Origin of the sequence: Streptomyces sp. DH41, from assembly GCF_029813785.1 — a bacterium.
GTDB lineage: Bacteria > Actinomycetota > Actinomycetes > Streptomycetales > Streptomycetaceae > Streptomyces.
Genome location: NZ_JARVKY010000001.1, coordinates 508346 through 528898, shown reverse-complemented (window position 1 = coordinate 528898; position 20553 = coordinate 508346). Strand labels below are relative to the sequence as shown.

General features: G+C 70.7%; 20 protein-coding genes and 2 tRNA genes. 13 read left to right on the top strand and 9 right to left on the bottom strand.

The annotated features are described in order from the left end of the window. From QC283_RS02325 to QC283_RS02285, 9 genes are all read left to right on the top strand, one after another. Positions 1-717 carry a phosphonatase-like hydrolase gene (locus tag QC283_RS02325; RefSeq protein ID WP_279559598.1) on the top strand — a complete coding sequence of 239 codons (717 nt, stop codon included), beginning with the start codon at positions 1-3 and terminating at the stop codon, positions 715-717. Beyond that, positions 717-1832 carry an ABC transporter ATP-binding protein gene (locus QC283_RS02320; protein WP_279559597.1) on the top strand — a complete coding sequence of 372 codons (1116 nt, stop codon included), beginning with the start codon at positions 717-719 and terminating at the stop codon, positions 1830-1832. Before QC283_RS02325 ends, QC283_RS02320 begins: the two co-directional genes overlap by 1 nt. Beyond that, a complete protein-coding gene (locus tag QC283_RS02315) occupies positions 1825-2694 on the top strand; it encodes a 2-aminoethylphosphonate ABC transporter permease subunit (RefSeq protein WP_279559596.1) in 870 nt (289 codons plus the stop codon). Before QC283_RS02320 ends, QC283_RS02315 begins: the two co-directional genes overlap by 8 nt. Next, the gene (locus QC283_RS02310; protein WP_279559595.1) at positions 2681-3478 is read left to right on the top strand and encodes an ABC transporter permease; all 798 of its coding nucleotides are present in this window, start codon (positions 2681-2683) and stop codon (positions 3476-3478) included. Before QC283_RS02315 ends, QC283_RS02310 begins: the two co-directional genes overlap by 14 nt. A 38-nt stretch (positions 3479-3516) precedes the next feature. Then, entirely contained in the window at positions 3517-4569 is a 1053-nt protein-coding gene (locus QC283_RS02305; RefSeq protein WP_279559594.1) for a 2-aminoethylphosphonate ABC transporter substrate-binding protein, read from the top strand. Positions 4570-4725: 156 nt separating this feature from the next. Then, positions 4726-5505 (top strand): HAD-IIA family hydrolase, encoded by a 780-nt coding sequence (locus QC283_RS02300; protein WP_279559593.1) that lies wholly within the window; start codon positions 4726-4728, stop codon positions 5503-5505. A 165-nt stretch (positions 5506-5670) separates the two neighbouring features. Then, positions 5671-6147, top strand: coding sequence for a hypothetical protein (locus QC283_RS02295; protein WP_279559592.1), 477 nt, complete (start codon positions 5671-5673; stop codon positions 6145-6147). Between the two features lie 6 nt (positions 6148-6153). After that, entirely contained in the window at positions 6154-6828 is a 675-nt protein-coding gene (locus QC283_RS02290; protein WP_279559591.1) for a class F sortase, read from the top strand. Between the two features lie 86 nt (positions 6829-6914). Further along, positions 6915-7958 (top strand): glycoside hydrolase family 6 protein, encoded by a 1044-nt coding sequence (locus QC283_RS02285; RefSeq protein WP_279559590.1) that lies wholly within the window; start codon positions 6915-6917, stop codon positions 7956-7958. Positions 7959-8022: 64 nt separating this feature from the next. Here the strand turns inward: QC283_RS02285 and QC283_RS02280 are convergent, their stop codons facing one another. The 3 genes from QC283_RS02280 to QC283_RS02270 form a co-directional block, all read right to left on the bottom strand. Beyond that, positions 8023-9960, bottom strand: a complete 1938-nt coding sequence (locus QC283_RS02280) for a kelch motif-containing protein (RefSeq protein ID WP_279559589.1) — start codon at positions 9958-9960, stop codon at positions 8023-8025. Then, positions 9957-11945, bottom strand: coding sequence for a glycosyltransferase family 2 protein (locus tag QC283_RS02275; protein ID WP_279559588.1), 1989 nt, complete (start codon positions 11943-11945; stop codon positions 9957-9959). The genes QC283_RS02280 and QC283_RS02275 overlap by 4 nt, the downstream gene beginning before the upstream one ends. A 282-nt stretch (positions 11946-12227) precedes the next feature. Then, positions 12228-12301: transfer RNA gene (locus QC283_RS02270), tRNA-Lys, on the bottom strand. A 228-nt stretch (positions 12302-12529) separates the two neighbouring features. Between QC283_RS02270 and QC283_RS02265 the strand changes: the two genes are divergently transcribed. From QC283_RS02265 to QC283_RS02255, 3 genes are all read left to right on the top strand, one after another. Beyond that, positions 12530-13570, top strand: coding sequence for a peptidoglycan-binding protein (locus tag QC283_RS02265; RefSeq protein ID WP_279559587.1), 1041 nt, complete (start codon positions 12530-12532; stop codon positions 13568-13570). 96 nt (positions 13571-13666) lie between these two features. After that, complete coding sequence (locus QC283_RS02260) at positions 13667-14893, top strand: SPFH domain-containing protein (RefSeq protein WP_279559586.1); 1227 nt, start codon at positions 13667-13669, stop codon at positions 14891-14893. A 96-nt stretch (positions 14894-14989) separates the two neighbouring features. After that, a complete protein-coding gene (locus tag QC283_RS02255; RefSeq protein WP_279559585.1) occupies positions 14990-15598 on the top strand; it encodes a lytic polysaccharide monooxygenase auxiliary activity family 9 protein in 609 nt (202 codons plus the stop codon). A 60-nt stretch (positions 15599-15658) separates the two neighbouring features. On the opposite strand, the gene QC283_RS02250 is transcribed toward QC283_RS02255, so the two are convergent. The 6 genes from QC283_RS02250 to ehuB all read right to left on the bottom strand — a co-directional run bounded on the left by QC283_RS02250 (position 15659) and on the right by ehuB (position 19901). Next, positions 15659-15732 (bottom strand) — tRNA-Lys (locus tag QC283_RS02250). 127 nt (positions 15733-15859) lie between these two features. Beyond that, the gene (locus tag QC283_RS02245; protein WP_279559584.1) at positions 15860-16618 is read right to left on the bottom strand and encodes an IclR family transcriptional regulator; all 759 of its coding nucleotides are present in this window, start codon (positions 16616-16618) and stop codon (positions 15860-15862) included. Between the two features lie 230 nt (positions 16619-16848). Beyond that, positions 16849-17634 carry an ectoine/hydroxyectoine ABC transporter ATP-binding protein EhuA gene (gene ehuA / locus QC283_RS02240; protein ID WP_279559583.1) on the bottom strand — a complete coding sequence of 262 codons (786 nt, stop codon included), beginning with the start codon at positions 17632-17634 and terminating at the stop codon, positions 16849-16851. Next, entirely contained in the window at positions 17624-18274 is a 651-nt protein-coding gene (ehuD, locus tag QC283_RS02235; protein ID WP_279559582.1) for an ectoine/hydroxyectoine ABC transporter permease subunit EhuD, read from the bottom strand. Before ehuD ends, ehuA begins: the two co-directional genes overlap by 11 nt. Next, positions 18271-18975 (bottom strand): ectoine/hydroxyectoine ABC transporter permease subunit EhuC, encoded by a 705-nt coding sequence (gene ehuC / locus QC283_RS02230; protein ID WP_279559581.1) that lies wholly within the window; start codon positions 18973-18975, stop codon positions 18271-18273. Before ehuC ends, ehuD begins: the two co-directional genes overlap by 4 nt. Next, positions 18972-19901, bottom strand: coding sequence for an ectoine/hydroxyectoine ABC transporter substrate-binding protein EhuB (ehuB, locus tag QC283_RS02225; protein WP_279559580.1), 930 nt, complete (start codon positions 19899-19901; stop codon positions 18972-18974). The genes ehuC and ehuB overlap by 4 nt, the downstream gene beginning before the upstream one ends. A gap of 107 nt (positions 19902-20008) precedes the next feature. Here ehuB and QC283_RS02220 point away from each other — a divergent pair, with 107 nt between their 5' ends. Continuing rightward, positions 20009-20503 (top strand): DUF3830 family protein, encoded by a 495-nt coding sequence (locus tag QC283_RS02220; protein ID WP_279559579.1) that lies wholly within the window; start codon positions 20009-20011, stop codon positions 20501-20503. The last annotated feature ends 50 nt before the right edge of the window (positions 20504-20553 follow it).

The window sequence follows — 20553 nt, the reverse complement described above, 5'->3', positions numbered from 1 at the left end:
ATGACCACGACCACGACCGGGGCCGCGACCACGACGGACATCCGCCTCGTCGTCCTCGACATGGCCGGCACCACCGTCGCCGACGGCGGCCTCGTCGAGCGCGCCTTCGACGCCGCCGCCCGCGAGCTGGGCGTCGAGCCCGGCACCCCCGACCACACCGAGAAGCTCGACTACGTCCGCGCCACCATGGGCGAGTCCAAGATCTCCGTCTTCCGGCACCTGTTCGGCGACGAGGACCGCGCCCAGCACGCCAACGCGGCCTTCGAGAAGGCGTACGGCGAACTCGTCGACGGCGGCCTGATCGCGCCCGTCCCCGGCGCCCGCGAGGCCGTCGAGGAGCTGACGGCCGACGGCCGCACCGTCGTCCTGACCACCGGCTTCGCCCGGGTCACCCAGGACGCCATCCTCGGCGCCCTGGGCTGGCGCGACCTGGTGCCGCTCACCCTGTGCCCGGCCGACGCGGGCGGGCGCGGACGGCCGTACCCGGACATGGTGCTGGCGGCCTTCCTGCGCACCGGGGCCGCCGACGCCGTACGCCAGGTCGCCGTCGTCGGCGACACCTCGTACGACGTGATCAGCGGCGTACGGGCCGGCGCGGGACTCGTCGCCGGTGTGCGCACCGGAGCCCACGGCGACGACGCCTTCCGCGAGGCGGGCGCGAGCCACGTCCTCGACTCCGTCGCCGACCTGCCCGCCCTCCTGCGGGGAGCCGGCTGATGGGCGCCACCACCACCGCCGCCGCCACCAACGCCAGCGCCGCCCGCACCGTCACTACCAGCGGCATCCGCTTCGACAAGGTGACCGTCGCCTACGACGGCAACGTCGTGCTCGACGCCCTGGACCTCACCGTCGAACCCGGCGAGGTCATGGCGCTCCTCGGGCCGTCCGGATCCGGCAAGACCACCGCGCTGCGAGCGGTCGCCGGGTTCGTACGGCCCGCCTCGGGGCGGGTCCTGCTCGGCGACCGCGACGTCACCGACCTGCCCCCGCACCGGCGCGGCATCGGCATGGTCGTCCAGCAGTACGCCCTGTTCCCGCACATGCGGGTGGAGGACAACGTCGCCTTCGGCCTGAAGGCCCGCAAGGTCGCCAGGGCCGAGATCCGCACCCGTGTCTCCGAGGCGCTGGACATGACCGGCATGGGCGCCTACGCCCGCCGCTACCCCCGCGAGCTGTCCGGCGGCCAGCAGCAGCGCGTCGCCATCGCCCGCGCGCTCGCCATCCGGCCCGACGTCCTGCTCCTCGACGAACCGCTGTCCGCGCTCGACGCCCAGCTGCGCTCCGGCATGCTCGCCGAACTGGCCCGCCTGCACCGCGAGCTGCCCGACGTGTCGATCCTCTACGTCACCCACGACCAGGTGGAGGCCCTCACCCTCGCCGACCGGATCGCCGTGATGGACAGGGCCCGCCTCCAGGCCTGCGGCACCCCCCGGGAGCTGTACCGGGCGCCCGCCAACGAGTTCACGGCGTCCTTCGTGGGCAACGCGAACCTGCTGCCGGTGACGGTGGGCGCGGGCGGAGTGTCCTTTGCCGGCACCGACATCGAGGTGGACACGGGCGGTGTCGCGCGGGGCGCGTCGGCCACCCTGTGCGTACGCCCCCACCTCGTCGGACTCGGCGAGGACGGCGGCCCCAACCGGCTCACCGGGACGGTGGCGGAGATCCAGTGGCGGGGTGCGACACACCGCCTCTACGTCGACGTCGCCGGGCACCGGGTCATGGCCGACCTCCGTGAACTGCGGGACCCGCCCGCGCACGGGGACAAGGTCACCCTGCACTTCGCCCCCGACGACGCGGTGCTGCTTCCGGCCGAGGTGGGCGGCCATGGCTAGTACGACGATCAGCACACCGGTCACGAAGGAACGGACCCGTGCCGCGGTCCCGGCCTGGGTCTGGGCCCTGCCCCCCGTCGCCCTCCTCGCCCTCTTCTTCCTCTACCCCCTCGCCCTCGTCGTCCAGCAGTCCTTCCAGCCCGACGCAGGCGGCACCTCGCTCCAGCCCTACGCCGACGTCTTCGCCTCGGGGGCGTTCCGGGAAGCTCTGTGGACCACCGTGTGGCTGGCGGTGGCCGCCACCGTCGGGTGCCTGGTGCTCGGGTTCGTCCTCGCGCTGGTCATCGCGTTCGTGCCGTTCCCCGGGGCGAAGGCGGTGGCGCGGTTCATCGACGTCTTCCTTTCCTTCCCGTCCTTCCTGATCACGCTCGCCCTGCTCTTCATCTACGGCACGGTCGGCATGGCCAACGGCGCGTGGACCGACGCCACGGGCGCCGCGGAGGGGCCGTTCCAGTTCCTGACCACGCCGTGGGGTGTGCTGCTCGCGGAGATCACGTACTTCACGCCGTTCGTGATGCGCCCGCTGCTCGCCGCCTTCTCGCAGCTGGACACCGGCCAGCTGGAGGCCGCCAGTTCGCTGGGCGCCCGCGCGCCGCGCATCATCCGGCGGATCATCCTGCCCGAGGCGCTGCCCGCCCTCGCGGCCGGCGGCAGCCTGGTCCTCGTCCTGTGCCTCAACGAGTTCGGCATCGTGCTCTTCACCGGCGCCAAGGGCGTCACGACCCTGCCGACGCTCGTCTACGGCAAGGCGATCCTGGAGTCCGACTACCCGGGCGCCTGCGTGGTCGCCGTCGTCAACGTCCTGATCTCCGTGGGCCTCTACAGCCTCTACCGGGTGGTGAGCCGCCGTGCTGGTGCATAGCCGCGGGGCGAGGTGGGCCGTGTGGGCGGTCTTCCTCCTCCTCTTCCTGCCCCTGTTCGCCCTGCCGCTGCTCGTGGTCCTCGGCGCCTCCTTCGCCACCAACTGGTCCAGCGTCCTGCCCTCCGGGATGACGACCGCCAACTACCAGGCGGCCACCCGCGGCGAGGCCCTCCAGGCGCTCACCACCAGCCTGGTCACCGCCGTCACCGCCAGCCTGCTCGCCCTCGCCACCGGCACCTGGGCCGCCCTCGCCGCGGCGGCGCTGAAGAAGCGGCACCGCAAGGTGCTCGACGCCCTGTTCGTGCTGCCCCTCGCCGTGCCCTCCGTCGTCGTCGGCCTCGCGACCCTCGTCGCCTTCTCCCAGCCGCCGATGCTGCTCAACGGCACCCGGTGGATCGTGATCATCGCCCACACGGTCCTGGTCACCGCCTTCGCCCACCAGTCCGTCTCCGCCGCGATCACCCGCCTCGACCCGGCCTACGAGCAGGCCGCCGCCTCCCTCGGCGCTTCCCCGGCGTACGTCCTGTGGCGGGTGAGACTGCCGCTGCTGCTGCCGTCCCTGACCGCCGCCGCCGGACTCTGCTTCGCCCTGTCCATGGGCGAGCTGAGCGCCACGATGATGCTCTACCCGCCCGACTGGACCCCGCTGCCCGTCCTGATCTACGCGTCCACCGACCGGGGTGCCCTGTTCACCGGCTCGGCGATCGCCGTGGTCCTCATGGCGGCCACCGTGCTGGTCCTCCTCGCGGTCTCCCGGATCCGCACCAGAGCCTCGTACCGCTGACCCCCTTCCCCACCCGCGCGCAAGGAGTCCACCTCGCCATGCCCCAGAACGCCGTCAAGCCGCTCGCCGCCCTCTGCGTCCTCGCCCTCCCGCTCACCGCCTGCGGCACCGGCACCGCCGCCTCCGACGAGAACGTCGTCACCGTCTACAGCGCCGACGGCCTCAAGGGCGAGAACGGCGACGGCTGGTACGACCAGGTCTTCGACGACTTCGAGAAGGAGACCGGCATCAAGGTCGAGTACGTCGAGGGCGGCTCCGGAGAGATGGTGCAGCGCGCCGTCCGCGAGAAGCGCAACCCGCAGGCCGACGTCCTCGTCACCCTCCCGCCGTTCATCCAGCAGGCCGACACCAAGGGCCTGCTCCAGAAGTACGCCCCCAAGGGCGTCGAGCAGGTCAGCGGCGCCGACAAGGCCGCGAACGGCACCTGGACCGCCGTCGTCAACAACTACTTCGGCTTCATCCACAACAAGAAGGAACTGAAGCAGGCCCCCACCACGTGGGAGGAACTGCTCGACGGCTCGTACGAGAACAAGCTCCAGTACTCCACCCCCGGCGTCGCCGGCGACGGCACCGCCGTCCTCATCAAGGCCATGCACGACTTCGGCGGCGAGAAGCAGGCCATGGAGTACCTGAAGAAGCTCCAGGCCAACAACGTCGGCCCGTCCGCCTCCACCGGGAAACTCGCCCCCAAGGTCGACAAGGGCGAACTCCTCGTCGCCAACGGCGACGTCCAGATGAACTACGCCCAGTCGAAGTCCATGCCGAACCTCGGCATCTGGTTCCCGGCCCGCGAGGGCGGAAAGCCCACCACCTTCGCCCTGCCCTACGCGGCCGGCCTGGTCACCAAGGCCCCGCACAGCGAGAACGGGAAGAAGCTCCTCGACCACATGCTGAGCCAGAAGGCGCAGCAGCAGGTCAGCGAGATCGGCGGCGGCTTCGCGGCCCGCCAGGACGTCAAGGCCACCGACGCCAACGCCATCGCGCTCACCCGGCTGATGGACGGCGTCGACGTCTTCGAGCCCGACTGGGACGACATCGAGGAGAACCTCACGTCGTACGTGGACGCCTGGAAGGAGGCGACCGGGAACTGACCCGCGCACGGGCCCGGGAACCGACCCGCGCACGGGCCCGGGAACCGACCCGCGCACGGGCCCGGGAACCGACCTGTGGACTGACCGTTCCCCGTGATCGGGCCGCCGTTTAGGCTGGGGCGCACGCAGGACCGCGTACGGCAGGAGATCCCGCACATGGCAGAACGCAGGCCCATCGAGTCGTGGCTCACCGACATGGACGGGGTCCTCATCCACGAGGGCGTGCCGATCCCCGGCGCCGACTCCTTCATCAAGAGGCTCCGCGAATCCGGCAAGCCCTTCCTGGTCCTCACCAACAACTCGATCTACACCCCGCGCGACCTGCACGCCCGGCTGCGCCGCATGGGGCTGGAGGTGCCGATCGAGTCCATCTGGACCTCGGCGCTGGCCACCGCCAAGTTCCTGGACGACCAGCGGCCCGGCGGCTCGGCGTACGTCATCGGCGAGGCCGGCCTGACCACCGCCCTGCACGACATCGGCTACATCCTCACCGACCACGAACCCGACTACGTGGTCCTGGGCGAGACCCGCACGTACTCCTTCGAGGCCATGACGAAGGCGGTACGGCTGATCAACGCGGGCGCCCGGTTCATCTGCACCAACCCCGACGAGACCGGCCCCTCCACCGAGGGGCCGCTGCCGGCGACCGGCGCGGTGGCCGCGCTGATCACCAAGGCGACCGGCAAGCAGCCGTACTTCGCCGGCAAGCCCAACCCGCTGATGATGCGCACCGGGCTCAACGCGATCGGCGCCCACTCCGAGACCAGCGCGATGATCGGTGACCGCATGGACACCGACGTGCTGGCCGGGATGGAGGCCGGGATGCAGACCTTCCTCGTCCTCACCGGCCTGACCCGGCCGGAGCAGGTCGAGGACTTCCCGTACCGCCCGTCCAAGGTAGTCGACTCCATCGCCGACCTCGTCGAGCGGATCTGAAGGCCGTGCAGCCGCGTGAAAGCAGCGCGTGACAGCACCGTGTGAAACAGGTAGGCCCACGTAAACCCGCGCTCCCGCGGTGTCACCCGTTCGGAGCAGCCGGGCCCCGCGCGGGATGCGGGGGCCCGGTTCGCGGGGGAGTCTCCAGGTAACTGGAGGTACACGATGGGCTCGATGAAGGTCACTCTCTGTGCCGCGGCCGCGCTCACCGCGGCGCTCGCACCGGTCGGGGCGGCCGAGGCGGCCGTGGTGGGGGCGGCCGGGACGAGCACGCCGGCCGCGTACGAGGTGGACGGCCCGGGCACCTCGGAGGCACCGCCCACGCCCGCACCGCCCGCACCGTCCGCGCCGTCCACGCCCACGCCCGGCGGCGACGTCGACCGACGGCACCCGGACAGCCCCACCGCACGCACCGCCCCCACCGCACGCACCGCCCCCACCGCCCCCGCCTCGCCCGTCGCCCCCGTCGACGCGGGCGGCGGCGGCACAGCGCGGCACCTGGCCGCCGCCGACTCCCGGGACGAGGCCCGCCCGGAGCCTCCCGGCACGGCGCACACCGTGACCGGTCTGGTCCTCGCGGGCATCGCAGCCGTCGCCGTCGCGCTGCGCGGCGTCCGCGGCCGGAGCCGTGGGACGGACTGACCGACCATGTCCGGACAGGACCCCCGACACGCCGTCGGCGCCCCCCGCCTGGTGACCGGCATCGCCTGGGTGGTGCTGCTCCTCGGACTGTGGCTGTGGGGCCGCGAGGCCACCGACGTCCGCGAGGGCGTGTCCCGGCCGGCCACCGGCGACATGGCGGCGGCCGGCCGCCCGCCCGACGTACCGCTGCCCCCTGCCCACGACCCCCTCGGCGACGCCCTGCCGCAGCGGCTCGACATCCCCGCACTCGGCGTCCGCGCCCCGGTCGTGGCCCGCGGCCTCGACGCCAAGGGCGCCATCGAACCACCGCCCTTCGACCGGCCCGGCTCCGTCGGCTGGTACGCGGCCGGGGTGACCCCGGGCGCGGCGGGGACCGCGCTGATGGTCGGCCACGTCGACACCGAGACCCGGCCCGCCGTCTTCCACGAGCTCAGCACCCTGGAACCCGGCGAGACGATCCGGGTGGCCCGCGACGACACCGAAGTCGCCGAGTTCACCGTCGACGACGTCCAGGTCCACACCCGCGACGGCTTCGACGCCCAGCAGGCCTACGGGCCGCACCGCACGGGCCGCGCCGAACTCCGCCTGATCACCTGCGGCGGCACCTTCGACCGCGCCACCGGCGGCTACACGGCCAACGTCGTCGTCTCGGCGTACCTCACGGGCACCGGCTCCCGGTAACCCGCGGACCGGTACCCGGGGCCCTCGTGGGTGCCACAGGCGTATGTCACGATTGACCCTTGGAACAGTGCACCCAGGGGGGTTGGATGTACGGCAGCAGGGGGGCCGGAGCTTTGTCCACGAGGCGAGCGTCCGCGGTGGCGCTGGGGGCGGCACTGCTGCTCGCGGGCTGCTCCTCGTCCTCGGACGGCGAGGACAAGGACAAGGACAAGGACAAGAACGCGGGTGCCGGGATAACGCAGCAGCCGAAGGACGCCGGTCCGTTCTGGGTCAATCCCGACGGCAACGCGGCCCAGCAGCTGGCGGCCCTGGAGAAGTCCGACAAGAAGGACCAGGCCGCGCAGATCCGCAAGATCGCCGAGCAGCCGACCAGCGAGTGGATCCGGCCGGAGAACCCCGAGGAGCAGGCCCGCGGCTTCACCGAGGCCGCCGACGAGGCCGGACGCACCGCGCTGCTCGTCCTGTACAACATCCCGCACCGCGACTGCGGCCAGTACTCGGGCGGCGGCGCCGCCGACGGCGACGCCTACCGTGCCTTCGTCGACGGCGTGGCCAAGGGCATCGGCGACCGCCCCGCCACCGTCATCCTGGAACCGGACGCGGTGCTCCACCTGGTGGACGGCTGCACCCCGGAGCAGTTCCACGAGGAGCGCTACGACCTCCTCAAGGGCGCCATCGCCAAGCTCACCGCGTTGAAGAACACCAAGGTCTACCTGGACGCGGGCAACGCCGGCTGGGGCAACCCCGACCAGATCTTCGAGCCGCTGAAGTGGGCGGGCATCGACCAGGCCGACGGCTTCTCGGTCAACGTCTCGAACTTCTACACGACCGAGGACTCCATCGCCTACGGCAAGCAGCTCTCCGCCAAGGTCGACGGCAAGCACTTCGTCATCGACACCAGCCGCAACGGCAACGGCCCCTACACCGAGGGCGACCCGGGCGAACGCTGGTGCAACCCGCCGGGCCGGGCCCTCGGCGAGACCCCGACGACGAAGACGGCCGACCCGCTGGTGGACGCCTACCTGTGGGTCAAGCGGCCGGGAGAGTCGGACGGCGAGTGCAAGGGCGGCCCGAAGGCGGGCGAGTGGTGGCCGGAGTACGCGCAGAAGCTGGCCGCGGCCTCCGAGTAGCGCACGGAGCCCCGCACCCGGGAGGGGCGCGGGGCTCCGGCGTACGCGGCGACGCCGCGCGGCGCTACGGCACGTGCACCCACTCCGCCTTGCTCGGCGTGCCCTCCCCGTCGGTCACGAACATCATGTACCACCCCGACTGGACCAGGTTCTTGTTCTCCGGCACCGTCACCGTCAGCTTGTCCCCGTCCGCCTTGAAGTCCAGCGCGATCGACCGCTGGTCGACGTCCGTGACGTGCGTCGAGGCGCTCGGCCGGATCAGCCGCACTTTCTTGATCGTCGAGGCCGCCCGCGAGGTGAACGTGCCGGACTCACCGCGCTCGATCGTCTCCGGACCGCTCGACAGGTCGGGCCGCGAGTCCCGGTACAGGTACGGCGGCGTGTAGATCTCGATGCGCTGCTCGAACTTGCCGGGCTTGGTGTTGGCCTTGTCGGCGTAGAGCGAGTCCGACCCGAAGAACATCAGACGCCCGTCGGGCAGCAGGATCGAACCGGAGTGGTAGTTCCTGCCGACCAGCGGGTCGGCGACCTGCTCGAACTCGTTCGTCTCCGGCTGGTAGAGCCGGGCCTCCAGGATGTTGGAGTCGCTGCGGCCCCGGTAGTCCTCCGAGCCGCCGGAGACCAGCACGCTGTCGTCGGGCAGGATCGACGCCTGCGGATAGCGGGTGCCCGTGCCCAGCGACGGCCCGTCCACGAACTTCGGGTCGTCGGCCTTCAGGTCGACGATCCGGGTCTTCTCGCTGGACTTCTTGGACTCGCCGACCCCGCCGCCGCCGATCACCATGTACTTCTCGTCCTGGGCCGGCGGCAGCAGCACGGAGTTCGCGGTCTCCAGCATGTCCGGGTCGCTCAGGCCGGGGACCTTGGTGAACTTGTTGTCCTCCAGGTCCCAGACGCCCGGGTCGCGGCCCACGTCGGCGGGGCCGTAGCCGGCGTTCGCACCCGAGTAGAAGATCTTGCCGTTCTGCATCAGGAACAGCGCCGGGTACGTCGGGAACTGGCGGATCTTGCCGGTGTACTCCCACTCCTTGGTCTCCGGGTCGTAGACCTCGCTCTTGCCCGGGACGATCTGGCCGATGTCGTCGAGGCCGGAGACGCTGAGGATCCTGCCGTCGCTCAGGGTGGTGAGCGTCGGGTACCAGCGGGCCTCGTTCATCGGGTCGACCTTGATGTACTTCTCGGCGATCGGGTCGAACTCGAAGGCGTCCCGGATGCCCTGGAAGTCCTTCTTGTCGAGGGCGAGCTTCTCCGCGATGCCGTACGTGTTCTTCGCGTCCGCGCCCGACAGGCCCTGGACGCTGTAGTTGTCCTGGGTACCCGTCTGGTACTTCTGGCCGCTCTTCTCCGCCTCGACGTAGATCCGGCCGATGCCCGGGTCGTTGCGCAGGAACCTGCCGGTCGCCTTGTCGAAGACCTTCTCGGCACGGGGCACCAGCACCGGGTCCTTGGAGACGAAGGTCTTGTCGTTCTCCTTGCCGGTGAACTTGGTGCCCGCCGGCAGGGTGATCGGCTTGTCCGGGTTCTCGTTGTGGACGATCATCAGGCCGCCGGCCTTGGTGACGTCGCCCTGGAGCTTCTCGTACCGCTTGGTGCCGCCCGCGATCAGCAGGTTGCCGTTGGCGAGCTGGGTGTGGCCGGTGCAGAACAGGTCGGTGGGCGTCGGCACCTTCTTGATGGACCCCTTGACCGGGTCCCAGATCCGGGTGTCGTACTGCTTCGCGTCGAAGTTGTCCTGGTTGTTGCCCGACCCCGCGACGAGCAGCACCTTGCCGGTGCGCAGCAGCGCCGCGTGGATGGTGTTCTGCCGGTACTCCTCGGGAAACTCGATGATCTCCCACTTGCCGTTGGCGGCCTTGTACTCCGGCTTGTTGATCTTGTACTGGTGGTATTTCTCGGTTCCGAAGCGGTAGAGCCACGGCCCGTTCATCCCGGCCAGCGCGACTACCACCGCCGTACCTATCGCGAAGCGACGGGCGCGGCGGCGGCCGGCACGGTCTTTCATTCCTTACGTCCCCCAAGTCCACCAAGGGCGATCTGCATGGTCTGGTCGTCGCCTCCGTCGGAGGCGGCCCAGCTGGGTTTCTGCTGCGGTGTGTGCGGCGCGTGCGCCTGCCCGGGTGCCGCGTCCGCGGCTGCGAACCGCTGCTGCGACGGGGCCCGTGACTCGGGCTCCGCCGCCACGGCCGGCGGTTGCTTCTTCGCCTTCCGCAGTTCGTGGCGCCAGGCGAACATCGGCGACGCGGTGATCAGCAGCGCGAACGTCGCCCAGATGATCATCGCGGGGTGCGCGTGTCCGTAGACGAAGCCCGCGGCGATCGAGCCGCCGAAGATCACGATGAAGTACCAGTGGTACCGGAAGGTGCCGAACAGCGTGTCCGGGCTGGCCGAGTCGCCCTTGGGCGTCACCACGAACTTGCTCTTGCGGCGCAGCACGGAGTCGATGAGCGCCTTCGCGTACAGCGGCGCCGACAGCGCGGACATCACCATGCCGGCCACACCGCCGGAGCCCTCCGGCTCGTGCGGCGAGACGTTGTGGCGGCGGTTCCAGACGTACAGGCCGATCTGGAGCGCGGAGGCGTTGCCGTAGAGCATCAGCCAGACGGCGGGGTCGATGTTGACGCCCGAGGCGCCCAGGCCCAGGAACAGGCAGCAGCTCATCGCCGCCAGGATCCAGTTCAGGGCCGACATCGGGTAGAAGATGATCATCATCGTGTAGTTGAAGAGCTTGCTCGGCGGGAGCGAGTACCAGCCCTTCCAGTACTGCTTGAGGATCGTCTCGTACGTCCCTCGCGACCAGCGCATCTGCTGGGTGAAGAAGTCCGTCCAGGCGTTCGGGCCCTCGCCCACCGCGAGCACGTCCGGGGTGTAGACCGAGCGCCACTTGCGGCCCGTGGCCGGGTTCTTGTGGCGGTGGATCTCGAAGCCGGTCGCCATGTCCTCGGTGATCGAGTCGTACAGACCACCGATCTGCTTGAGCGCGCTGATGCGGACCGCGTTCGAGGTGCCCACGAACATGGGGGAGCCGTACCGGTTGCCCGCGCGCTGGATCAGCGCGTGGAAGAGGAACTGCTGCGACTCGGCGGCCTTGGTGATCGGGTTGTCGTAGTTGCCGTAGACCTGCGGGCCGATGACGAAGCCGACGTCCGGGTCGCGGAAGAAGCCGAGCATCCGCTCCAGGTAGTTGGGCAGCGGCACGTGGTCGGTGTCGACCGAGGCGAAGAAGTCGTAGTCGCCGCCGTGCGCGTCCAGCCAGGCGTTGTAGTTGCCGTGCTTGGTCTTGGCGCGGTGCGGGCCCTTGGGCATGTTCCACTTCGCGACGCCCTTGCGGGAGAAGTGGTGCACGCCGAGGCGCTCGCAGACCGCCTTCACCTCGGGGTCGTCGCCCTCGTCGAGGAGCCAGACGTGCATCAGACCGCGGTGGCGGATCTTCACGGCCGCCTCCAGGGTCTTCGTCACCATCTCCAGCGGCTCCTTGCCGGGCACGAAGGAGGTGAGGAAGGCGACCCGGGTGCCGGTCTCCGGCACCACCGGGATCGGGTCCCGGGCGACCAGGGTGGCGTGCGCGTTCGACAGCACGTTCAGGCAGCGGAACAGCTCGATCAGGCCGATCGAGACGAGCATCACGATGTCGAGCGCGGGCAGCCAGTCGAAGGCCACGTAGTCGCGCTCGGTCCAGTGCGTGGGCTGCAGCAGCCAGACCAGCAGCACCACCGACAGCAGCGGGGCCGCGGCCAGCATCAGGGCGACCCGGATGCGGTGCGGCTCCTGCGAGATCAGCGAGCGGTACTGCACCTTGTACGGCTTGTGCGGGTCCGGCTGGGTGAGGGGGCCCGCGAGCCGGCTGTAGTGCTCGTAGTCGTACCTCGGCAGCGCCTTCCTTATCCGGCGGAAGGAGCCCGTGTTCCAGGTCCGATGCGCAGGCACTCTCAGCTGCGTGGTCTGGGACGGGTCGTGGTCCTGCCCGGCGCCCGTCGGCGTCGACGTCATGAGTCATCCCCCCACACGCGCATCACGCGTGTTTCGTCGCTTCCATCGCCCACTCGGGTCCCCCTCGACCGTCACGGACGTAACTGTGGTGGGTTGCTGTCACCACGGCATCCACACCTTATATAGACATGGAACAGCGACCCCCGGTTGCATGATGCCCCCCTCGGCATCCGGGCCCCCAACCGGACCAGGGTTCTACGGTGTTCGCCATGATCGCAAGATGCCCGGAGGCCGGGTACGCGGAAGGCCCCCCGTGTGCTACGAGGGGCCTTCGGCCGTCTGTGCGCCGCCAGGGACTCGAACCCCGGACCCGCTGATTAAGAGTCAGCTGCTCTAACCAACTGAGCTAGCGGCGCCTGCTGACCTGCACAACTCTACCGGATGCCGGACAGTGCTCCGGACCGCTCCCGGGGCCCTGGGGCTTCCCCGGAAGCTCTCCGGGAGCCCCCGGGGAGCGGGGCCGCCGCCCGTGTACATCATTCGGACCGTCAACATGCGCGTGAAGAAGACAGTTGAGAAACTGACCGACATGTACCGAAGTGCCCCGTCGTGGACATTTTCACCGGGAGTGTGAGGGGAATCGCATGGAGGCTCCCGTATTCGAGGAGATCGACCCCGCGAGCGACTGCGACTGCCCTGGTTGCCGTCACTGGCGCCGCGTCCTGCCGCATTCGCCGGCCGGCCGCGCACCCGCCCATCCGGCGGCGGCCCACCGCGCGCTGATCGTGGCGACCGCCACGGCCACCGCCGCCGCCGCGGCTTCCGTGCTCGGCGCCGGCCAGGCGGCGGCGGTCCCGGCCGTCGCCGCCCACGCGGCGCACCGGCCGGGCGTCGCGGCGGATGATGACGTACCGGACACCCCGCAGGGGCCCCGGGCCCCGCTGCACGGCCCGGCCGGCCGGCCGGCGGGGCCGCCGGCCGGTGCGGGACTGGCCGCGATCACCCGTACGGAGATCATCAGCCGGGCCAAGACCTGGGTCACCGCGAAAGTGCCCTACAGCGTGACCGCCTACTGGTCCGACGGCTACCGGCAGGACTGCTCGGGCTACGTGTCGATGGCCTGGAAGCTGCCCACGAACGAATGGACGGGCAGCCTCGGCACGTTCGCCGACCGCATCACGAAGGAGCAGCTCCAGCCCGGCGACATCCTGCTGTTCCACAACGCGGCCGACCCGCAGACAGGCTCCCATGTGGTGATCTTCGGCGGCTGGACGGACGACACGCACACCTCCTACACGGCCTACGAGCAGACCCCGCCGCACACCCGCGAGCAGTCCACGCCCTACGCCTACTGGAGCGACTCCGCCAAGTACCTGCCCTACCGGTACAAGGGCGTCACGGCGAGCGCGGCGAACGGCCCCGCCGCGGCCCCCGCCTCGCACGGGGTCGCCGGATACCCCGGGCGGGCGATGTTCCGGCCGGGCGCGGACAACCCGTACGTCACCCGGCTCGGCAGGCGGCTGGTGGAGAAGGGATTCGGCGCGTACTACACGACCGGACCGGGTCCGCGCTGGGGCGAGGCGGACCGGCGTGGTGTCGAGGCCTTCCAGCGCGCCCAGGGCTGGCGGGGCGGCGCGGCGGACGGCCATCCGGGTCCGGAGACCTGGCGACGCCTCTTCTCCTGACGCCTCTTTTCCTGACCCACCGTCCGCCCGCGGTGATCCCGCGACGATCCCGCGTTCCCCGTTCATGACGCGTCTGGCGCGGAGGCTGGAGCACGCATGAGTACGACCTCTTCCACGGACCCGGCCCTCATCGGGCCGCCGGCCGCTCCCCACATCGGCTCCGGCTCCGGCCCTGAGCCCGGCCCCGGCCCCGGCCCCGGTTCCGAGCCGGAACCCGGGAGGGCGGCGGAGGGCGGCCACCGGTCCGTCCGGCTCATCCACAACGAGGCCACCACCGAGATCCCCGTCCATCTGCTGTTCCGCGACGACCTCGATCCGGCGCCGGCTCCGTCGCCGCCGCGGCCCGCGGTCGCCGGCCGCAGACCGGGCGCGGGGGAGCGGACCGGGGCCCGTCGGCCGGTCGCCGCGCGCTCGCGCCCGGTGCCGAGCGTCAGCCCGGAGCTGAGGGAGCGTCCGGCGCGGGTGCTGCCCGGCGCCGCGGGCGTGGCCGCCGGGGCCTGCGGGGCGGCGGGCTGCGCGGTCACCTCCTGGTGGGCCGGGGTCGTACCGCCGCTGGCGGCCGAGGCGCTGGGGCTGCCGGCGTACGCGGGTGCCGGGCTCGGGCCCGCCCAGTGGGCGGCGTACGCGGCCGCCGGGGCGCTGGGGCTGTTCGGGTTCGGCGGGCTGGCCCGGGGGCGGACGGGGCGGGCCTGGGTGCTCGGCCTGTTCGGCCGCTACCGGGGCACCGTCCGGCGCACCGGCCTGATGTGGGTCAACCCGCTGCTGCTGCGCCGCCGGGTCGACGTGCGGCTGCGGCACTGGCGCAGCGAGCCGATGCCCGCGGCCGACGGCAACGGGGTGGCGCTCAGGGCGGTGACGCTGGTGGTGTGGCGGGTGCGGGACACCGCGCGGGCCACGCTGGGCGTCGAGGACCACGAGACGTATCTGCGCGAGTGCGTCGAGGCGGCGCTGGCCCGGGTCCCGGTGGAGCCGCTCGGCACGGTCCGCAGCTCCGCGGACGTGGCCGGCGAGACGCTGACCCGGCTGGTGGCGGCGGACGCGGCGCCGGTCGGCCTGGAGGTGTTCTCGGTGCGGCCGGTCCGGGCGGAGTACGCCCCGGAGGTCGCCGCCGAGATGCACCGGCGCCGGATCGCGGCCCTGGACGCCGCGCAGCGGGCGAGCGTGCTCACGTCGGTCGTGGACTCGGTGGAGGACACGGTGACCCGGCTGACCATGCGGGGGCTGGTCGAACTCGACGACTACGAGCGCAAGGTGCTGGTGAAGGACCTGACGGTGGCGTTCTGCGCGGGGCGGGGGGACAGGGAGCACCGACCGGGTTCTTGAATTGGTATGGACATGTTCAACTCCTGGCAATAATCTGGGACTTGGTCTAGACCTGCACGGCTCACTGAACCTCCCCCACGTCACAGGAGCAGCGGTATGCGTACCAGGACCAAGTTGTCCGCCGTCGCGGTGGGCATGGCGACCACCGGAGCCCTCGTGCTCTCGTCCGGCGGAGCCGCGAGCGGCCACGGTTACACCGACCTGCCGGTCAGCCGGCAGAAGGTCTGCCAGAACGGCACCGTCAGCGGCTGCGGCGCCATCCAGTGGGAGCCGCACAGCGTCGAGGGCCCCAAGGGCTTCCCAGCGGGCGGGCCGGCCGACGGGCGGATATGTTCCGGGAACAACACCCGGTTCGCCCAGCTCGACAGCCCGAAGACGCCGAACGGCCAGGCATGGCCGACCACCCGGGTGAACGGCGGACAGAACTACACCTTCCGCTGGCAGTTCACCGCCCGGCACGCCACGACCGACTTCAGGTACTACGTCACCAAGCCGGGCTGGAACCAGAACCACAACCTGTCCCGGTCCGACCTCAACCTCACGCCGTTCTTCACGGTGCCCTACGGCGGCAAGCAGCCGCCGGCCACCCTCTCCCACAGCGGCACGCTGCCGTCCGGGCTGAGCGGGCACCACGTCATCGTCGCGGTGTGGACGGTCGCCGACACGGCCAACGCGTTCTACGCGTGCTCGGACGTCACCTTCTAAAGCGAGCGGCCGGGCAACGACGGAGGGCCCCCTCGCCTGGGCGAGGGGGCCCTCCTGCTGTGCGCCGTCAGGGACTCGAACCCCGGACCCGCTGATTAAGAGTCAGCTGCTCTAACCAACTGAGCTAACGGCGCATGACTCCCGCCGTCCGCTTCCCGCGGCCGGCGACGACGAAAATACTACCCGGTCCCAAGCAGTGCTCCCGACCACCCGCCGTCCGCCGATCACCCGCCCGCCAGCCGCCGGCCGTCCGCGGTCGGTCTAGATCGCCAGCGACAGCAGCACCGGTGCCGCGCTCCGGTTCAGCTCGTCCGCGGCCCGGCGCAGCCGGTGGGCGTGCTCGACCGGCAGGGACACGGCCAGGCAGCCCACGGCGGAACCGGCCGTGATCGGGACGGCCGCGCAGACCGTGCCCACCGCGTACTCCTGGAGGTCGAGGACCGGCACCGTGGGCGGCTGGGACTCCAGCCGGGACAGCAGCAGGCGGTCGCTCGTGATGGTGCGCGAGGTCAGGCGGGCCATCTTGTGCCGGGCGAGGTGGTCGCGGCGGCCCGCGTGGTCCAACTGGGTCAGCAGGCTCTTGCCGACCGCGGTGGCGTGCGCCGAGACACGGAAGTCCACCCACTCGTTCACCCGGGGCGTGGCCGGGCCGTCGGCGTACTGGGTGACGCTGACCTCGCCGTCGACGTACCGGCTGATGTAGACGGCGGCGCCCACCGAGTCGCGCAGCCGGTCCAGGGTGTGCTGGAGCTTTTCACGCACGGCCTGCTCGCGGCCGTGGGCCGAGCCCAGTCGGGCCAGGGCCTCCCCGGCGACGTACGCGCCGTCGGCGGTCTGCTCGACGTAGCCCTCGCGACGCAGCATGCGCAGGAGCGGGGTCAGGCGCTCCGGGTCGAAGCCGGTCTGCCGGGCGATTTCGGTGTCGGTGACTCCGGTGGTCTGCCGCGTCACCGTCTCCAGGACGCGCAGGGCGTCCTGGGCCGAGTGGTGCGGCGCGGTCGGCTTGTGCTGCAGCGCCACGGTGGTCTCCCCCTGCGCTTCGCTGGTAGGCCCTGCCCCTGTCCCTGCCTGTGCCCCCGATCCGGACAGCGGATCCCCTTCACGATAGCCGCCAAGCGGCCTGTCGTGAGGGGGTGTTGGCGCAATTCCAGCGCCCCCAACTGCCGCGCCGGCTCACTGGCATATGCCAGTGGCGTGCCCCAACGCCCCGACCTCGGGTGTTGGGGCGACAACGCCACGTAGTACCCGCGTCACAGCACCGCGCTGAGGAACTCCCGGGTCCGGTCGTGCTCCGGCTCGCTGAAGATCTTCTCCGGCGGGCCGGTCTCGATGACCCGGCCCGCGTCGAACATCAGGACCTGGTCCGAGATGTCCCGGGCGAAGTTCATCTCGTGGGTCACACAGAGCATGGTGATGTCCGTGGTGCGGGCGATGTCGCGCAGCAGGTCGAGGACGCCCGCGACCAGCTCCGGGTCGAGCGCCGAGGTCACCTCGTCGAGGAGGAGCACCTTCGGCCGCATCGCCAGCGCCCGGGCGATCGCCACGCGCTGCTGCTGGCCGCCGGAGAGCTGGGCGGGTCGGGCGTCGCACTTGTCGGCCAGGCCCACCATGTCGAGCAGGCCCTTGGCGCGCTCCACCGCCTCGTCCTTGGACATGCCGAGGACCGTGACCGGCGCCTCGGTGATGTTGCGCAGGACGCTCATGTTCGGGAACAGGTTGAACTGCTGGAACACCATCCCGATCTGCTTGCGGACCTCGCGCCGCTCCTTCTCGGTCGCCGGGAAGAGCTTCTGCCCGTCCACGGTGATCGTGCCCTCGTCGGGCTTGAGGAGCGTCATCAGCAGCCGCAGGATCGTCGTCTTGCCCGACCCGGACGGGCCGATCAGGGTGACGTGCTTGCCGGCGTCGACGGAGAAGTCGAGGTGGTCGAGGACGGTGTTCTCACCGAACCTCTTGGTGACCTGCTCCAGGCGTATCAGCTCGCCGGAGCTGCGCTCGGGGCTCTTCTCGGGATTGGGGAGAGTGTCAGTGGGCAAGGCGTCGCTCCAGGGCTCGCAGGGCAAGGGAGGCCAGGTAGGAGATGACGATGAAGGCCACGCCGATCACCGTCAGGGGCTCGGTGAACTGGAAGTTCTGCTGCGAGAACAGCCGTGCCTCGCCGAGCATCTCCAGCACCGTGATCGCCATCAGCAGCGGCGTGTCCTTCAGCATGGAGATCACGTAGTTGCCGAGGGCGGGCACCACCCGGCGGATCGCCTGCGGGAGGATCACCGCCGACCAGGTCCGCCCCAGTGGCAGGTTCAGCGCCGTCGCGGCCTCCCACTGGCCGACCGGCACCGCCTCGATGCCGGCCCGGTAGACCTGCATCGTGTACGTCGAGTAGTGCAGTCCGATGGCGAGCACACCGGTGGTGAGCGCCGAGGCGGTCACACCCCATTCGGGCAGCACGTAGAAGAGGAAGAACAGCTGCACCAGCAGCGGCGTGTTCCGGACGAACTCGGTGACCACGCCGACCGGCCAGGTCACCCAGCGGGAGGGCACCCGCATCAGCAGCGCCCACACCAGTCCGAGGACGAAGGAGACCAGCGACCCCAGGACCAGGATCTGCAGAGTGACCAGCAGTCCGTCCCAGAAGTGCGGCATGAAGTCGGAGACCGCGCTCCAGTCCCAGTTCATCGGACACCCCCGATCCCGGCCGGCTCGGCGGCGGCGGCCGTGCGCTTCGGGGCCGTCTTACCGACGCCCGCCTTCAGCTTCTTCTCCAGACCGCGCATCACCCGCGTGAGCAGGAACGCGATCACGAAGTAGATCAGCAGGATGTACGTGTAGATCTCCGCGCTCTCCTGCAGCGCGAGGCGCACCAGGTTGCCGCTGAACGCCAGATCGCCCATGCCCATGATCGACACCAGTGCGGTGCCCTTGAGCAGCTCGATCAGCAGGTTGGAGAACGGCGGGATCATCTCCGGCACCGCCTGCGGCAGCATGATGAGCCTCATCCGCTGCCAGGGCGTGAAGCTGAGGGCGATGCCGCCCTCCTTCTGCGCCGGGTCGACCGCGCCGAGCGCGCCGCGCACGATCTCGGAGCCGTACGCCCCGTAGGTCAGGCCCAGCGCCAGCGTGCCCGCCCACATCGGCACCAGCTGCCAGCCGAAGGCCGGCGGCAGCACGAAGAACACCCAGAAGATCATCACCAGCGCCGAGGTCCCGCGGAACACCTCGGTGTAGACGCCCGCCAGGAAGCGGACGATCCACAGCTGGTGGGTGCGCGCGACGCCGACCACGAAGGAGACGCCCGCCGCGAGCAGTGAGCTGAAGACGAGCAGCTGGATCGTGACCCAGACACCCTGGAGTACGAGTTCCCACAGTCCCGAGGTCATCCGCCGCAGAGCTCCTTCGCGGTCAGATCGGTCATCTCGTTCTCGGTGAAACCGAAGGGCTTGAGGATGCGGAGCAGCTCACCGCTCTTCTTGAGCTTCTGCAGCTCGACGTTGAAGGCGTCCCGCAGGTTCGTCTCGGTCGGACGGAAGGCGAAACCGCCGCCGTCGACCTTCGGCTTGCCGTCGATGATCGGCGAGAAGGCCTCGGTCGCCTCGGCCTTGGCGGACTTCTTCACCACCTCGCGGACGGTCAGCGCCGTACCCGCGAAGACGTCCACGCGCCCGGACTCGACGGCGTTGAGGCCGGCCACCTGGTCGGGGACGATCAGGATGTCGTCCTCCTTGATCCCGTGCTCCACCGCGTAGGCGATCTCGGCGTAGCCGGTGCCGGTCGCGAACTTGGCCTTCTTCTCGAAGACGTCCTTGTAGTTGTGCAGCCCGAGCGGATTGCCCTTGCGCACGATGTACGCGTCGAGCATCTGGTAGTCGGGGTCGGAGAAGATGACCTGCTGGCAGCGGTCGGGGTTGATGTACATACCGGCCGCCACGATGTCGAACTGCTGCGACGCCAGACCCGGGATGAGGGAGCCGAACTCCGTCGGCACCGGCTGCACCCGGTCCACTCCGAGCCGCTTGAAGATGACCTTCGCCAGCTCCGGGGCCTCGCCGGTCAGCTCACCGTCCTTGTTGATGTAGCCGAAGGGGATCTCGCCCGCGATGCCGAGCCGGGCCACGCCCTGTGCCTTGAGCCGGTCGAGAAGGTCGCCGCCTTCCACGCCGGACCCGGCGGCCACCCGTGAGCAGCCGGCGGCCCCCAACGCACCGAGCGCCGCGACCCCCGCGAGCAGCGACCGGCGAGTGGGCCCGGCCGTCCTGGGCCTTTGGTCGGATATACCCCATGGAGGGGTTCTGTGTGGTGGAGCCATGGGCGCGCAGCTACCCGATGCCGGGCAGGTTATGCCGATCTTTTTCAGTCCGATACCTCGGCCCGGCGCCCTTGACCGCGGCGGCGTTGGGCACTGCCATGGAGGGCATGGCAGATCGCTTCATCGAAGTCTCGCTGGTCAAGCGCGGAATCACGTGCACGGCCCAACTGCTTGAGGACCGGGCTCCGGTCACCTGCGCGGCCGTGTGGGACGCGCTCCCACTCGGCGGCGACGTGTATCACGCCAAATACGCGCGTAACGAGATCTACGCCCTTTTCCCGCCCTTCGCGGCATCCGAACCACCGCTGGAGAACCCGACCGTGACGCCCATTCCGGGCGACTTGTGCTATTTCGCCTTCGCGGGCGCCGAGTTGGGCACCAAGGCGTACGGCTACGACCGAGAGGTCCGCGCGGGCACCACCCTCGTCGACCTCGCCCTGTTCTACGAACGCAACAACCTGCTGCTCAACGGCGACGTCGGCTGGGTGCCCGGCACCGTCTGGGGCCAGGTCGTCGAAGGCCTGGCCGAGATGGCCGAGGCCTGCAACGACCTGTGGCGCACGGGAGCGGCGGGGGAGACGCTCAGCTTCCGGCGGGCCTAGCGCGTGACGCCTTCGGCGGGCGGCCGCGAGAGGGTGACGGTGCCTCACGA

What these genes read in the sequence shown, in the direction of transcription:
- QC283_RS02325 (WP_279559598.1), top strand. Translation starts at nt 1, where the DNA reads ATGACCACGACCACGACCGGGGCCGCGACCACGACGGACATCCGCCTC.
- QC283_RS02320 (WP_279559597.1), top strand. Translation starts at nt 717, where the DNA reads ATGGGCGCCACCACCACCGCCGCCGCCACCAACGCCAGCGCCGCCCGC.
- QC283_RS02315 (WP_279559596.1), top strand. Translation starts at nt 1,825, where the DNA reads ATGGCTAGTACGACGATCAGCACACCGGTCACGAAGGAACGGACCCGT.
- QC283_RS02305 (WP_279559594.1), top strand. Translation starts at nt 3,517, where the DNA reads ATGCCCCAGAACGCCGTCAAGCCGCTCGCCGCCCTCTGCGTCCTCGCC.
- QC283_RS02300 (WP_279559593.1), top strand. Translation starts at nt 4,726, where the DNA reads ATGGCAGAACGCAGGCCCATCGAGTCGTGGCTCACCGACATGGACGGG.
- QC283_RS02295 (WP_279559592.1), top strand. Translation starts at nt 5,671, where the DNA reads ATGGGCTCGATGAAGGTCACTCTCTGTGCCGCGGCCGCGCTCACCGCG.
- QC283_RS02290 (WP_279559591.1), top strand. Translation starts at nt 6,154, where the DNA reads ATGTCCGGACAGGACCCCCGACACGCCGTCGGCGCCCCCCGCCTGGTG.
- QC283_RS02285 (WP_279559590.1), top strand. Translation starts at nt 6,915, where the DNA reads ATGTACGGCAGCAGGGGGGCCGGAGCTTTGTCCACGAGGCGAGCGTCC.
- QC283_RS02280 (WP_279559589.1), bottom strand. Translation starts at nt 9,960, where the DNA reads ATGAAAGACCGTGCCGGCCGCCGCCGCGCCCGTCGCTTCGCGATAGGT.
- QC283_RS02275 (WP_279559588.1), bottom strand. Translation starts at nt 11,945, where the DNA reads ATGACGTCGACGCCGACGGGCGCCGGGCAGGACCACGACCCGTCCCAG.
- QC283_RS02265 (WP_279559587.1), top strand. Translation starts at nt 12,530, where the DNA reads ATGGAGGCTCCCGTATTCGAGGAGATCGACCCCGCGAGCGACTGCGAC.
- QC283_RS02260 (WP_279559586.1), top strand. Translation starts at nt 13,667, where the DNA reads ATGAGTACGACCTCTTCCACGGACCCGGCCCTCATCGGGCCGCCGGCC.
- QC283_RS02255 (WP_279559585.1), top strand. Translation starts at nt 14,990, where the DNA reads ATGCGTACCAGGACCAAGTTGTCCGCCGTCGCGGTGGGCATGGCGACC.
- ehuD (WP_279559582.1), bottom strand. Translation starts at nt 18,274, where the DNA reads ATGAACTGGGACTGGAGCGCGGTCTCCGACTTCATGCCGCACTTCTGG.
- ehuC (WP_279559581.1), bottom strand. Translation starts at nt 18,975, where the DNA reads ATGACCTCGGGACTGTGGGAACTCGTACTCCAGGGTGTCTGGGTCACG.
- ehuB (WP_279559580.1), bottom strand. Translation starts at nt 19,901, where the DNA reads ATGGCTCCACCACACAGAACCCCTCCATGGGGTATATCCGACCAAAGG.
- QC283_RS02220 (WP_279559579.1), top strand. Translation starts at nt 20,009, where the DNA reads ATGGCAGATCGCTTCATCGAAGTCTCGCTGGTCAAGCGCGGAATCACG.